12 protein-coding genes and 1 pseudogene are annotated in these 12,770 nt (G+C 69.4%); 7 read left to right on the top strand and 6 right to left on the bottom strand.

The window, feature by feature from the left end:
- Positions 1 to 763: 763 nt before the first annotated feature.
- Together MZTS_RS22175 and MZTS_RS22170 are read left to right on the top strand one after the other, a co-directional pair.
- Positions 764 to 1,294, top strand: coding sequence for a Ros/MucR family transcriptional regulator (locus tag MZTS_RS22175; protein ID WP_192285433.1), 531 nt, complete (start codon positions 764 to 766; stop codon positions 1,292 to 1,294).
- A 350-nt stretch (positions 1,295 to 1,644) separates the two neighbouring features.
- The gene (locus tag MZTS_RS22170; RefSeq protein ID WP_009864720.1) at positions 1,645 to 1,923 is read left to right on the top strand and encodes a hypothetical protein; all 279 of its coding nucleotides are present in this window, start codon (positions 1,645 to 1,647) and stop codon (positions 1,921 to 1,923) included.
- Between the two features lie 50 nt (positions 1,924 to 1,973).
- Here the strand turns inward: MZTS_RS22170 and MZTS_RS22165 are convergent, their stop codons facing one another.
- The gene (locus tag MZTS_RS22165) at positions 1,974 to 2,978 is read right to left on the bottom strand and encodes an NUDIX hydrolase (RefSeq protein WP_378741781.1); all 1,005 of its coding nucleotides are present in this window, start codon (positions 2,976 to 2,978) and stop codon (positions 1,974 to 1,976) included.
- Between the two features lie 302 nt (positions 2,979 to 3,280).
- Here MZTS_RS22165 and thiE point away from each other — a divergent pair, with 302 nt between their 5' ends.
- From thiE to MZTS_RS22150, 3 genes are all read left to right on the top strand, one after another.
- Positions 3,281 to 4,003: a thiamine phosphate synthase gene (gene thiE, locus MZTS_RS22160; protein WP_009865226.1), complete on the top strand. Its 723-nt coding sequence runs from the start codon at positions 3,281 to 3,283 to the stop codon at positions 4,001 to 4,003.
- 29 nt (positions 4,004 to 4,032) lie between these two features.
- Positions 4,033 to 4,839 (top strand): bifunctional hydroxymethylpyrimidine kinase/phosphomethylpyrimidine kinase, encoded by an 807-nt coding sequence (thiD, locus tag MZTS_RS22155; protein ID WP_192285432.1) that lies wholly within the window; start codon positions 4,033 to 4,035, stop codon positions 4,837 to 4,839.
- A gap of 177 nt (positions 4,840 to 5,016) precedes the next feature.
- Positions 5,017 to 5,646, top strand: coding sequence for a helix-turn-helix domain-containing protein (locus tag MZTS_RS22150; RefSeq protein ID WP_192285431.1), 630 nt, complete (start codon positions 5,017 to 5,019; stop codon positions 5,644 to 5,646).
- A 183-nt stretch (positions 5,647 to 5,829) separates the two neighbouring features.
- Here MZTS_RS22150 and MZTS_RS22145 read toward each other — a convergent pair whose 3' ends face one another.
- The 5 genes from MZTS_RS22145 to MZTS_RS22125 form a co-directional block, all read right to left on the bottom strand.
- On the bottom strand, positions 5,830 to 6,441 hold the full coding sequence (locus tag MZTS_RS22145) for an ABC-type transport auxiliary lipoprotein family protein (RefSeq protein ID WP_192285430.1): 612 nt from the start codon (positions 6,439 to 6,441) through the stop codon (positions 5,830 to 5,832).
- Positions 6,442 to 6,558: 117 nt separating this feature from the next.
- A complete protein-coding gene (locus MZTS_RS22140) occupies positions 6,559 to 7,641 on the bottom strand; it encodes an MlaD family protein (RefSeq protein ID WP_192285429.1) in 1,083 nt (360 codons plus the stop codon).
- A gap of 77 nt (positions 7,642 to 7,718) precedes the next feature.
- The gene (locus tag MZTS_RS22135) at positions 7,719 to 8,453 is read right to left on the bottom strand and encodes an ABC transporter ATP-binding protein (protein ID WP_378741848.1); all 735 of its coding nucleotides are present in this window, start codon (positions 8,451 to 8,453) and stop codon (positions 7,719 to 7,721) included.
- A gap of 227 nt (positions 8,454 to 8,680) precedes the next feature.
- Positions 8,681 to 9,829, bottom strand: coding sequence for an MlaE family lipid ABC transporter permease subunit (locus MZTS_RS22130; protein ID WP_192285428.1), 1,149 nt, complete (start codon positions 9,827 to 9,829; stop codon positions 8,681 to 8,683).
- A gap of 55 nt (positions 9,830 to 9,884) precedes the next feature.
- Entirely contained in the window at positions 9,885 to 11,099 is a 1,215-nt protein-coding gene (locus MZTS_RS22125; RefSeq protein WP_192285427.1) for an MFS transporter, read from the bottom strand.
- Between the two features lie 188 nt (positions 11,100 to 11,287).
- On the opposite strand from MZTS_RS22125, the gene MZTS_RS22120 reads away from it, so the two are divergent.
- Both MZTS_RS22120 and MZTS_RS25615 read left to right on the top strand, forming a co-directional pair.
- On the top strand, positions 11,288 to 12,454 hold the full coding sequence (locus tag MZTS_RS22120; protein WP_192285426.1) for a hypothetical protein: 1,167 nt from the start codon (positions 11,288 to 11,290) through the stop codon (positions 12,452 to 12,454).
- Positions 12,455 to 12,661: 207 nt separating this feature from the next.
- Positions 12,662 to 12,770, top strand: a pseudogene (locus MZTS_RS25615) (DUF1489 domain-containing protein); the annotation flags it as partial.

Below are 12,770 nucleotides of genomic sequence, written 5' to 3'. Positions count from 1 at the left end.
TCCGTTCGGGATGGCGGATCTGGGCTTCGCTCAGGCACCGCGCGGGCTTGCCGAACCTGCCTCCGGTCCGATCAACCGGAGCAGATTCAGACGGATCGAGCCTCTCGCTCTCTGTCGGATTCGAGGATCCGCTCAAGGCTTGCCGCCATCGCGACTGAACCGGCACAAGCAACGGGCCGGATTACCCTGTCTTTATCGCGCGACAACGGTTGCAAACGCTTCCGCATCTCCAAGAGACTTTTCGTTCGCAGGGTCTGATACGGGCTCCGCTCGATCGGAGCGGGTTTCGTCTTGGCAAGCCCGCGCGGTGCCTGAGCGAAACCCAGATCCGCCATCCCGAAGGGATCGACCGGATTGGGTGAGAGCCGGAATCCACAGAAAATACCGAATCCTGCGGCAGGACGCCGCACCTGGCCATGGCCACGGTTCCTTCCCAAGGGTTGTCGCAGCGCCGGACATGGTCGAGCAACAACCGATGAAGAGCATAAACGGTTGATATAGCTGATTTTTCACAAGAAAAGCGTCGATCGTTCCAACATTTGGCATATTCCCAGCCGGCAACACGCATAGGCTAAAATTGATCACTTCCCTTTATGGGCGCAGCTTGAGATCGATGATTTTTCTCTCCTGAAAACGCAGAAGTACCAGCGTCACTGCATTTTGTTGGGCATGCATGCGCTCGTTTTCGCTATGGATGACTTGCTCCTCAGCGACACTGAGCTTACCGTTACCGAACTTATCCCTCCTCATAGAAGATCGCGCCATGGACACCAGCGAACAGGACGCAGAAACCGCCCGCCTCGTTACCCTGACGGCAGATGTCGTTTCTGCCTACGTCAGCAACAATCATGTCCAGAGCGCCGAACTACCGAAGCTTCTCGGTGAGGTGCACGAAGCGATCCGCTCGGTCAGCTCCGCCGGCCGCGCCTCGGTCGAGACCGGGCCGCCGAAAGCGACGCCTCAGGAGATCCGCAAGTCGGTCAATCACGACTTCCTGGTCAGCTTCGAGGATGGAAAGCCCTACAAGACGCTGCGTCGGCATCTGACCTTGCGCGGCCTCTCGCCGGAACAGTACCGGGCGAAATGGGGGCTCCCGAACGATTACCCCATGACCTCGGCGAGCTATTCCGAGCAGCGTTCGGAACTGGCGCGCGCCCTCGGCCTCGGCCAGCAGCGCCGTCGGGTCGCCGAGCCGGAGCCGGAGCCCGAAGCGGTGCCGGAGCCCGTCGCCGCCGAGCCGGAGCCCGCTCCGGAGAAGAAGCGCCGCGCCCCGCGCCGCAAGAAGGAAGAGTAGGGCGCTCCCGATCCGAACCGGCCGAAGCCTTCTCGGCGGGCCGAGCAGAACGTTTCAAGCATCGCCTCGGATCGCGCATCCGGGGCGATGCTGTATTCGGTGATCGTCCCCATCGCCGGAAGCCGGCACGACCGGGCCCACGAACGATCGTCGAGCAGGGCGGACGGCCTCCCGAAGCGGCCTCACAGCGCTCCGGTCGAAAGGACGCCGCCGCTGCCGGACCGTCGCTCGGCGGCCGACGTTTCGCGCACCCGTCTCATCCATGGCCAACCTGCCCCTCTGCAATGCAGCGAGATCGGTTGAACCGGCCGTAGCGAGCCGGCAAACGCCTTATCGGAGGGCGTTTTCCGATGATCTGGCTGCACAAGCGCGTCGCGGCGGACGAGGTCCGCTCGATCACGCTGCTGTTTCGCGATCAGGCCGCCGCTTTCGACTCGGATAACCGCATGCTCCTCGTCAGCGTCGCCGACGCCGAGCCGGAGATCGGCCTCTGGCTCTGCCTGCCCGAACTCGACCTGCTGCCGCCCTATTACGGCTTCAGTCTGTGCAGCCGCCCCGACCTCCCCCGCGCTCCCACCCTGGTCGCCGGCTGCCCCGAGCATTTCGCTCGGCTGTTTCAGAATCCGTGACCCTCGGAAGGGTGGTACCGGCTTTCGAGAAAGGGGCGATGGAGCAGGAATCAGAGCGTGCGCCGTGACGGGGTGAGCCGCACGCCGGGGGCGGGGCGTTCCAGCAGCACCTCACGGCGGAAGCGCACCAGCCGGGCCGGGCGCCCGGCATTGCCGCTGGTCAGCACCTCGGTCTCCTCGACCAGTCCCTGTTGAGCCACGAGGCGGCGGAAGTTCTGCTTGTGCAGCCGCGTCCCCGACAAGGCCTCGACCGTCCGCTGCAACTGCAGCAGGGTGAAGGCCGGGGGCATCAGCTCGAACACCACCGGGCGATACTTGATCTTGCCGCGCAGGCGACCGATCGCGGTGGCGAGGACGCGGCGGTGATCGTGGGCCATTGGCTGGCCGGTCACGGCGATGTCGGCGGGCTCGGCGGCCCCCGCCTGCCCGTTGGCCTCCGGGATCAGACCCGCCTCGAACAGCAGTTCGTAGCGTTCCAGCACGCGCTCCTCGTTCCAGGCGCCGCCGATGCCGAAATTGAGTCCGACCCGGTCCTCGCGCAGGCGCCGGAGCTTCGGCTCGGCAGCGGCCCCGACCCAGGCCATCAGGCGGGCCTCGATCTCGGCGAGCGCCGCCGGCCGTCCCTCGCGAAAATCCTCCCAGGGCAGGTAGCGGTACCAGTTGCGCCAGGCCGCCTCGGCAAGCCCCGCCGGGCGCAGTTCGCGCACCAGGGCGAGATAGGCCACTGACAGCAGGTGGACGCCGTGATCCCCGCCCTCCCGGTCGCGGTCGCCGAAGGTATAGAGTTGCTCGACATAGCCGAGCCGCTGGTGGGTCTGCTGCTCCACCCAGGCCCGCAGGCCCTTCTCCAAGGTGGCATGTTCGGGCACGAGCGGCCCCGCCGGGAGCGCGCTCTCGCGGCCCGGCGCCTGTCCCGCGACCTGGACCGTCAGGGCGCGCGGCTCGCCATCCGTCGCCGCGACGATCACGGCCACGAGCCCGACCGAGGAAGCGCCCGCGTCGCGCATCCCCTTCTCCGCCGCGGCAGCGGCCCCACCCGGTTCGGCCGTACTCATCTCGATCGTCGGCCTCGAGCCTGTCTCCTCGGGCATTCCCGCAGCGGCCGGCGCGGTTCCGGCGAGCCCCCTCTGCTCATGTCCCCTTGCGCTCTTGCCGGATCAGCCCCGCCACCGTCAACGGAACCGCCGGATTCATCCGCAGGACTTGCGCAGGACTTGCTCAGGACGTTGCACCATCTCGCAGAATGGCCTCCCGCCGGTCGCGGCGGCGGTCCGATCCTGCTAGATCGAAGGACGAGATCATCGATCGGAGCGGCCATGGTGGGCGGGCGGCACGGGAAGCGGGCAGGGGGACAACCATGAGCATCGGCACCGGGCTCGGCCTGTCCCGCCCTCCCGCCGGGACGGCGGTGGACTTACGCCTCTACGGCATCCTCGATGTCGGCGTGCTGGGCGACGATGCGGCCGCGCTCGCCGCCTTGGCGGCGGAGGCGGTGGCCGGGGGCACCACGCTCCTGCAATACCGCGACAAGGACCTGTCGGATGCCCGCGCCGCCCTGGCCCGGATCCGGGCGATCCACACGGCCATTGCCGGCCGGGTGCCGCTTCTCGTCAACGACCGGATCGATCTCGCCCTCGCCGCCGGGGTCGAGGGCGTGCATCTCGGCCAGTCGGATCTGCACCCGGAGGAGGCGCGCCGCCTGCTCGGTCCCCGCGCGGTGATCGGACTGACGGTGAAGACCGGGGCCCAGGCCGACGAACTCTACCGCCTGCCGATCGACTATGCCTGCATCGGCGGCGTCTTCTCCACCACCAGCAAGGACAATCCCGACCCGCCGGTCGGCCTCGACGGGCTGCAGCGGATCGTGTTCCGCGCCCGGCTCGCCCGGGGCCGGACCCTGCCGCTCGGAGCCATCGCCGGGATCGATGCCAGCAACGCCGCCTCGGTGATCCGTGCCGGCGCCGACGGGGTGGCGCTGATCGGCGCCCTGTTCAAGGGCGGCGCCACCGAGGCCAAGGCACGGGATCTGCGCGCGCGGGTCGACGAGGCGCTGGGGCAGCGTGGCGACGGAACCCGCTAGGGACATGCAGGGATGAGGAGGGACGCGCCATGACCGCCATCGCCGTGACCATCGCCGGCTCGGATTCGAGCGGGGGTGCCGGTATCCAGGCCGACCTCAAGACCTTCGCGGCGTTCCGGGTCTACGGCGCCAGCGTGATCACCGCCCTCACGGCGCAGAACACCCGCGGCGTGCAGGCGATTCACGACGTGCCCGCCGATTTCGTCGCGGCACAGATCGATTCGGTGTTCTCCGATCTCGCGGTCGGCGCGGTGAAGATCGGCATGCTGTCGCGGCCGGAAACCATCCGCGCGGTGGCGGACGGCCTGCGGCGGCACGCGGCCGGCATCCCGGTGGTGCTCGATCCGGTGATGGTCGCCACCAGCGGCGACCGCCTCATCTCCCAGGAAGCCATCGAGACCCTGCGCGGCGAGTTGATGCCGCTTGCCAACATCCTGACCCCGAACCTGCCCGAGGCCGCTGCCCTCCTCGACGAGAACGAGGCCGGGCACGAGAACGAGGCCGTGGCCCAGGGCCGGCGGCTGCTGGAACGGGGGGCGCGGGCGGTGCTGATCAAGGGCGGCCACGGCGAGGGGCGCGAGAGCGTCGATCATCTGATCGCCGCCAACGGGACCCTCCGCCGCTTCGCCGCGCCGCGGATCGAGACCCGCAACAGCCACGGCACCGGCTGCACCCTGTCCGCGGCGGTGGCGGCCGGGCTCGCGGGCGGCCAGGGCCTCACCGAGGCGGTGGCGGCGGCGAAAAGCTACGTCACCGCCGCGATCCGGGCGGCGGATTCGGTGCCGGTCGGCCATGGCCACGGCCCGCTGCACCATTTCCACGCCCTCTGGCGGTAGGGAACCCGGCCTGGAAGTGATCGGTATCTTGGAATTGCGTTTGACAGATCAAACGCTCGTTCGGATAACGGAACGCCTTCCGGTACCCCGCACGACGCTCCGCCCTCCGGACCGACTCCTTGGGTCCTCTCCGGTCGCGGATACGTTCCGAAGGGGCACTCTCAGCGGACCGACGAGATGCAGGACATAGCGGCAAGCCTTGAGCGCGGACGGCCGAAGGATCTCGCCAGCGGCGCCCAGGTGCTCTCGGGCCAGCTCGGCAAGACGATCCAGCGGCTGCGCAAGGCCTATAATCTCTCCCTCTCCGAACTGGCCGAGCAATCGGGCGTGGCGAAGTCGATCATCTCGCAGATCGAGCGCAACGAGACCAACCCGACGCTGGCCACGATCTGGCGGCTGAGCCAGGCCCTCGACGTCTCGATCGAGCGGGTCCTCGCGACATCGGACGAGGAGCCCTTCATCGAGCGCTTCTCGCGGGCCGACACGCCGCGCCTCGTCTCCGACGACGGCAAGGTGCGGCTCGCGATCATCGGCTGGATCAAAACCGTCGAATGGCTGCAATGGTACGACGTCACCGCCGATCCGGGCGGCGTGCTCGAATCCGATCCGCACCAGCGCGGCTCCGTCGAATCGCTCTCGGTGCTGGAAGGCAGCTTCGAGGTCGACGTGGCCGGCGAGGTGCAGCGGGCCAATGCCGGCGAGACCCTGCGCTACCGCTGCGACCGCCCCCACAGCGTCCGCTGCCTCGGCGAGGCGCCGGGTCGGGCGACCATGGTGGTGATCATGAAAGCCGCCGTGATGGAGTGATCCTGTCTCCGGCCGATCAGACCGGAGCAGGATCGAGGAGCCCGCGCGGCGTCTGAGCGGAGCCCCAATCCGCCATCCCGAAAGGATGAGCCGGATTTGGTAGGAAGCCGGCTCCGACCGGATCGACCGGGGGCGCTGGCATCCTCGCCTCCAGACGGGTTCGAATGTGAAAGGAAACGGGGCCTACCGCCCCGTATTCACCCAGCGCACGAGATCGGCGAGCACCCGGCTCAGGGCGGCGTCGAGACCTGCGGCGGCATTCTGCGGATCGACCTTCTGCACCGGCACGCGCGCGGTGAAGATCCGGGCATTGACCACCCGGCCGCTGCCCTCGGCGATCAGCTTGGCCGAGAGGTCGACCACCGCCTCGCCGGTGGCGGCATTGATGTCGAACTCGCGGATCTCGCTGACCAATTGGTACTCGGACGGCACCTTGTCGCCGGGGCGGGAGACCGAGCGCAGGCGGCCGGTATTCTCCAGGCTCTGGATCACCCGCGTCTGGATCAGGCGTGGCAGGCGGTCGGCCCATTGACCGCCGCCGAGGAAGGACAGGGAACCGCCGGCCTCGCGCACGATGATGCGGTCGGCCTCCATCGGCTGCAGGCCGACGGGCTCGGACACGACGATGGAGCGCGCGGGGCCGCCGGCGCGGGGCTGGCCCGGGAGGGCGGCGAGGTCGAAGGTCAGCGGGGTGGCGCCGCCGCCGCAACCGCCGAGGAAGGCGAGAGACGCCACCAGGGCGCCCGCGCGCAGACCGCGTCCGGGAAGGGCAGGCAAGAGAGGAAGACGCGTCATACGCTCGGTTACCGTCCGTTCGCTGAAGAGGCGGTTGCCCCCCTCTTACACGCCAAGCTTACGGCAACGCTCACCGGCCGCAGTGCGTGCCGGCACATCGGCCTCACAAAGGAGTGGTCAGCGGCCACCGTTGTATTCCGGCAACGACGGCTTGCCGCCGAAGATGACCTGGGAGGGATCCCTCTCCAGGCTGCGGGCGGCCCGGCTGAGGGTGTTGAGGGTGCGCTGGCCATCGGTCGAGAGAGCCTCGACCTCCCGGCGGCTCGTGCCCGACAGGCGGTTGAAGCTGGTGGAGATGTTGGCGGTGCGCTTGTCGAGATTCTCCGACAGCGTGCGGAACGCCTTGCCGGCGTCGCGCACGGAGATCGCCGCCTCGCGGATCTCGGCGAAGGTGCCCGCGCCCTGCTGGCCGGAGGCCGAGCCGAGGAAGCCCTCCGCCCCCTTCAGCACGCCGTCGATCCGGTCGGCCGAGGCGCTGAGCTTGGCCGCCAGCACCCGCGCATCGTGAAGCCCGGCCTCGATATCGGGGCCGGATTTGGCGAGGGAGGCCGAGAAGGTGTCGGCATTCTCGATCACGCGATTGAGGCGCTGGCCGTCCACCGCCTTGACGAGGCCGGCGATGGAGGGGCCGGCTTCGGCCAGGGTCTTCGAGAAGGCTTCGACATTGGCCAGCGTGCGGTTGATCGCGCCTTCATTCCCGGCCACCACCTTGTCGAGGCGCTGCAGCACGTCGTCGGCGCGCTGGGCGATCTGCTTGGCCGCCGCCATCATGTCCTGGATGTCGCTGGAATCGGCGAAGATGGTCGGCATCTGGTCGCCCGAATTGGGCTTGAGCGCGGGCGCGTCGGCGCTGCCGCCCGAGAGCGCGATCTGCGAGACGCCGGTCAGCATCGCCGAATCGAGCCGGGCGCGGGTATCGGCGCGCAGGGGCGTCGAGGGATCGACCTGCACCACCGCGACCACCCGCCGGGGATCCTGCGGCAGCAGGCGCACGTCGAGCGCCTCGCCGACCTTGATGCCGTTGAACGACACGGTCGAGCCCTTGGCCAGGCCGCCGACCGAGCCGGAGAACACGATCCGCAGCGCCTGGGTCGCCTGTCCCCGGGATCCGCCCTGGAGCCAGAAGACGAAGCCGAAGGCAGCGATCACGGCGCCGATGGTGAAGGCACCGATCAGGGCGTAGTTTGCGCGGGTCTCCATCGGCTCAACTCTGTTTCCGATCCGGGGAACCCCGGCGGTGCGGTACCGCACCCGGGGACGGCGCGACGCGCGCGCGCTTAAGCATGGGCGTAGTTCGGCGCTGCGGCTGCCGCCGGGGTGGCGATGGCGCGGGCGCGCTTGCCGTGGAAGTACGAGCGCAGCCACGGATGGTCGCTCGCCAGCATCTCGTCGATGGTGCCCTCGGCGATGATCCGGCCGTCGCCGAGGGCGGCGATGCGGTCGCAGGCGGTGTAGAGGCTGTCGAGGTCGTGGGTGACCATGAAGACGGTCAGCCCCAGCGTCTTCTTCAGGGTCGAGACGAGGTCGTCGAATTCGCCCGCGCCGATGGGATCGAGGCCGGAGGTCGGCTCGTCGAGGAACAGGATCTCGGGGTCGAGGGCCAGGGAGCGGGCGAGCGCCGCCCGCTTGATCATGCCGCCGGACAATTCCGAGGGATATTTGTCGGCGGCATCCGGCTTGAGGCCGACCATCTCGATCTTGAGGCGGGCGAACTCGTCGAGCAGGCGCTCGGACAGCTTCAGATGCTCGCGCATCGGCATCTGGATGTTCTGCTTGACCGTGAGGCCCGAGAACAGCGCGCCCTGCTGGAACAGCACGCCCCAGCGCTGCTCGAGCTGGCGCCGCCGCGCCAGGGTGAGGCCGTCCACGTCCTCGCCGAAGATCTCGATGGTGCCGGAACGCTTCGGCACCAGCCCGAGGATCGTTCGCGTCAGGACCGATTTGCCCTGCCCCGAAGGACCGACGAATCCGAGGATCTCGCCGCGGCGGATGTCGAGGTCGAGCCCCTTCATCACCGTGCGGTGGCCGAAGCCGACCACGAGGTCGCGGACGCGAATGATCGCATCGACCTCGGGCGAGGGGGGACGGGCGCCTGGGACGGTATGGGCCAAGGTGTCTTTCAAATCGTCTGCTCGCGCGGTTTCAGAGCGTCGCCCGGCCTTCGTCGCCGGCTTTTCACAAAAGCACGGCGAAGACGGGGCTTCGCGCATCGTCCCGAATTCGGTTTTCAGGCGACGCGCTAGAAATTGATCGCGGCGAAGAACACCGCGAAGAGTCCATCCAGCACGATTACCATGAAGATTGACTTGACGACTGAGGCGGTGACGTGGCGACCGAGAGATTCCGCCGAGCCTTCGACCGCGAACCCCTCGATCGTCGCGATGATTCCGATGGTCAGCGCCATGAACGGCGCCTTGATCAGCCCGACGGCGAAATGGTGGAACGACACCGCCGCCTGGAGCCGGGCCAGGAAGGCGTCCACCGTCATGCCGCCATAGAGAGCGGCGGTCAGGCCGCCGCCCGCCAAAGCCGCCAGGGAGCCGAGGAAGGCCAGGATCGGCAGGCCGATCACCAGCGCGAGAATCCGCGGCAGGATCAGGATCTCGACGGGATCGAGCCCCATCACCCGCAGGGCATCGACCTCCTCGCGCATGCGCATGGAGCCGATCTCGGCGGTGAAGGCCGAGCCGGAGCGGCCGGCCACCATGATCGAGGTGAGCAGCACGCCGAGTTCGCGCAGGATCAGCAGGCCGATCAGGTTCACGACGAAGCTCTGGGCGCCGAAGCGCTGGAGCTGGAAGATGCCCTGCTGCGCGACGATGCCGCCGACGAGGAACGAGATCAGGACGATGATCGGCACGCCGCGAAAGGCGACCTGTTCGAGCTGGTTGACAAGCGCCGCGAGGCGGAAGCTCTGCGGCCGGCGGGCGACGCGCCCGGCGGCGGCGACCACCTCGCCGAGGAAGGCGAGACCCGCCAGGACCTCGCCGCCGCCGCGGATCACCCGTCGACCGGTGGAATCGAGGAAGCGGATCAGTGGGTTGCGGGTATCCCGCGGGGTGGGCTCGGGCTCGCGCAGGCCCATCTCGCCGAGCAGGATGCGGTGCTCGGGCCGGGCGCCGGCATAGGCCAGCCGCCCCCCCGCCGCCTCGATCTCGGCGCGGGTCCGCTCCAGCACCCAGGCGCCGAGGGTATCGAGCCGCGTCAGCCCGCTCAGATCCACCAGGACGGGCCGGCTCAAGCCTTGCGCGGCGATGCGCGCCGAGGCGCTCTCGACCGCCGGTCCCTGATCGGCCGTCCAGCGCCCGTGCAGCAGCACGCGGCCGCTGCCGGCGTCGAGGTCGGCCCCCGCAGCATCCAAGGCATTTGAGCCGTCCGCGATCCGCACGCCGCCGCTCCCGCTGCCGCCCCGGGAAGGGGAGGGCAAAAGACTTAAGCGTTACCTATATCGCATCGCCGGAGCCGCCGCCAAACCGTCCCGTTTCCGGACGCCCCCGAGCCCGGCGCGCCAGCACCACGAGGGCGAGGCCCGCCAGCGCCAGGGGCGCCATCGCCACGAAGGTCGCCGATCCGCCGAGCGCGCGGTAGATCGCGCCGCAGGCCAGGGTCGCCAGCGCCGAGACGAAGGCGGTCGAGGCCCCGACCGTGCCCTGAGCCCGGCCGCGGGCGCCCTCCGGCGCGAAGCCGGAGACCGCCGCCATGACGCCGAGATGGGTCGCGCCGAAGGTGAGGCCGTGCAGCACCTGCAGCGGCAGGAGCAGGGCAAGGTCGCCCTGCGCCAGCCCGAGGCCGAGAGCCCGCACCAGGGCAGCCCCGGCGCCGAGGCCGAGCAGGCGGAACGGGCTGCGCCAGCGGGCGGGCCAGCGGCCGATGAGGGCGAACAGCGCGATCTCGGCGGCGACGCCCGTGGCCCACAGCGCTCCGATCCAGGGTGTCGGGACGCCGTGGCGGGACCAGTCGAGGCTGCCGAAGGCGTAGACCGCCGCATGACTCGCCTGGATCAGCGCCGCCGCACCGATGGAGAGCCTCAGGACCGGGGGCAGGGGCGGGGGCACCACCGAGGCCGGTCGCGGTGCGGTGCCGGTCGCCGAATCGTGTCCGACGGCCGCGATGAATGTCGCGCCGAGGGCGAGCCCGGTGAGCAGCAGCGGCACCGCCACCCGGTCGCCCAGCATTCCGAGCAGGGCTCCGCCCGCGAGATTCGCCGCCAGGAAGCCGACCGACCCGCACATCCGGATCCGGGCATAGCCGATCCGGGGCGAGCGCCGGGCGGCGGCGAGCGTCAGGTAATCGATGCTCGGCACGAGCGGCGCCTGCGCCACGGCGTTGAGGACGATCAATCCGGCGAGCGGCGCCACCGCCCAGGCGGCGGCGGGCGGCATCAGCGCGTAGCTCGCCGCCAGAGCCAGACTGCCGGCGACGAGCAACGTGCGCGGGCGCACACCCCGGTCGATCAGCCCCATCAGCGGCCGCGTCGCGATCACCTTGGTGGCGATGGGCAGGGCGAGCAACAGGCCGATCAGCCCGGCATCGAGCCCGAGTGCGCCGAGCCAGACCGGCATGAACGGCATGGCGATGCCGATTTCGACGAAGACGAATGTGTAGAGCAGGCCGAGCCGGAACGGATCGGGCTCGCCGGTCGGGGAGGGCGCTGACACGGAGCGGGCCGGGAAAAGGGAAGGAGACACGGCGAAGTGCGCCACCGGTCCGAGCGGTTGAAAACCGCGCCTCGGCGCACGCGACGCGGAAAACCGTAAGCCGCCGTTAAAGTGCGCCTGTCAATCTCGCCCCGACCGTTAATCGTCACGGCGCTCCCTCCGCGGAGGCCGCGTCTTTGCGGGGTGTGATGTCGAGTACCCGTTCCCTGACGCCTTTGGACGCCTCGCAATACGATGCCATCGAGGACGCCGTTCGGGAGACCGAGCGGGGCCGCTGGTTCCTGACGGAATATGCCCGACGCAACCGCAACGCGGATACCGGCGTGCTGCTGGATGCGATCCGGCGGATCGAGACCGTCGTCACCGCCGACCGGGGCGACGATGTCGGGCGCTTCCGGGGCGACCTGATGGAAATGGCCGACGCCATCGCCCGGACCCGGGCGGAGGTGGCAGCCCTGTCCCAGCCCGATCACGGCGAGAGCCGTCTCACCGTCGCCTCCGAAGCCCTGGACGCCATCGTGCGCGCCACCGAACGGGCGACCTCCGATATCCTCAGCGCCGCCGAGGAAGTGCAGGAGGCAGCCTGGACGCTGCGCGAGGGTGGGGCCGATTCGGAGCTGTGCGACGCCCTCGACCGGCATGCCACGCAGATCTACACCGCCTGCTCTTTCCAGGATCTCACCGCACAGCGCACGAGCCGTGTGGTGCACACCCTGCGCTATCTCGAGGACCGCATCGCCTCGATGATCGGCATCTGGGGCTCTTCCACCGATGCGGTGCCCTCGATCGACGAGGACGACCGCAACAAGGCCGCCCCGTGGCTCGACCAGAGCGATGTCGACCGCTTCCTCGACATGGAGAGCTCGGCGCCGGCCAGCTCCGCCCTGCCGCCCCTGCCGTCGGTCACCCTCGACGGCGACCTCGCCTTCCTGCCGGAGAGCCCGAAGCACCTCGCGCCGACGAGCGAGAGCGCGGCCGCCCCGGCGGAGACCGCTCCCGTGGAAGCGCTTGCAGCGGTCGCAACGCTCGCCGAGTCCACGGTCGCCGAAGAGATCGTCGCCGAAGCGTCCGTTGCAGAAGCAGTCGTGCCGGAAGACATGCTGGCGGAAGCGTCCGAGACGGTCGCCGGGGCCGAGCCGGCGGCGGAACCGGTCCCCGCTTCGTTCGAGACGGACACCGTTGCGGAGGAGCCTGAGGGCGATCCGCGCGAACCGGAGACGCGCGATCTCACCTTCCTGGCCGCTGCGGAACCCGCTGCTCCCGTGACCGAACCGGAGGCGGAGGATGACCTCGCCACGGCCTTCCCCGACCTCGACTCGCTGAGCATCGAGGAGAAGATCGCCCTGTTCGCGTGAGGAAGAGGAGCGGCACCTCGCCGCCCCTCCCGCTGCCGGGCCTACGGAAGCCGGCCCCGTTGTCCGAGCCGGTTCTGCGGACTTGTCGCATCGGCTGACCCAAAAATCGGCAGCCACTTTTCGGGCCGATGCCGCTGATGTGCCGCATCGGCTGACCCGAAAACCGGCAGCCACTTTTCGGGCCGATGCTGTATAGCGGCCCCGATCATGGCCCTGCATCTCCTGAAGCTCTGCGTCGGCCCCTCCTCCATCGAGGAGTTGGAAGCACGCATCAGCCACAACCGGGCCGAGGCGCAGCGCCTCGGCCCGGTTGTGG

It is taken from the genome of Methylorubrum zatmanii, from assembly GCF_014845115.1.
In the GTDB taxonomy this organism is placed as follows: domain Bacteria; phylum Pseudomonadota; class Alphaproteobacteria; order Rhizobiales; family Beijerinckiaceae; genus Methylobacterium; species Methylobacterium zatmanii.
Note: the sequence above shows the minus strand (reverse complement) of the source record. Positions and strands in the feature narration are given on the sequence as shown.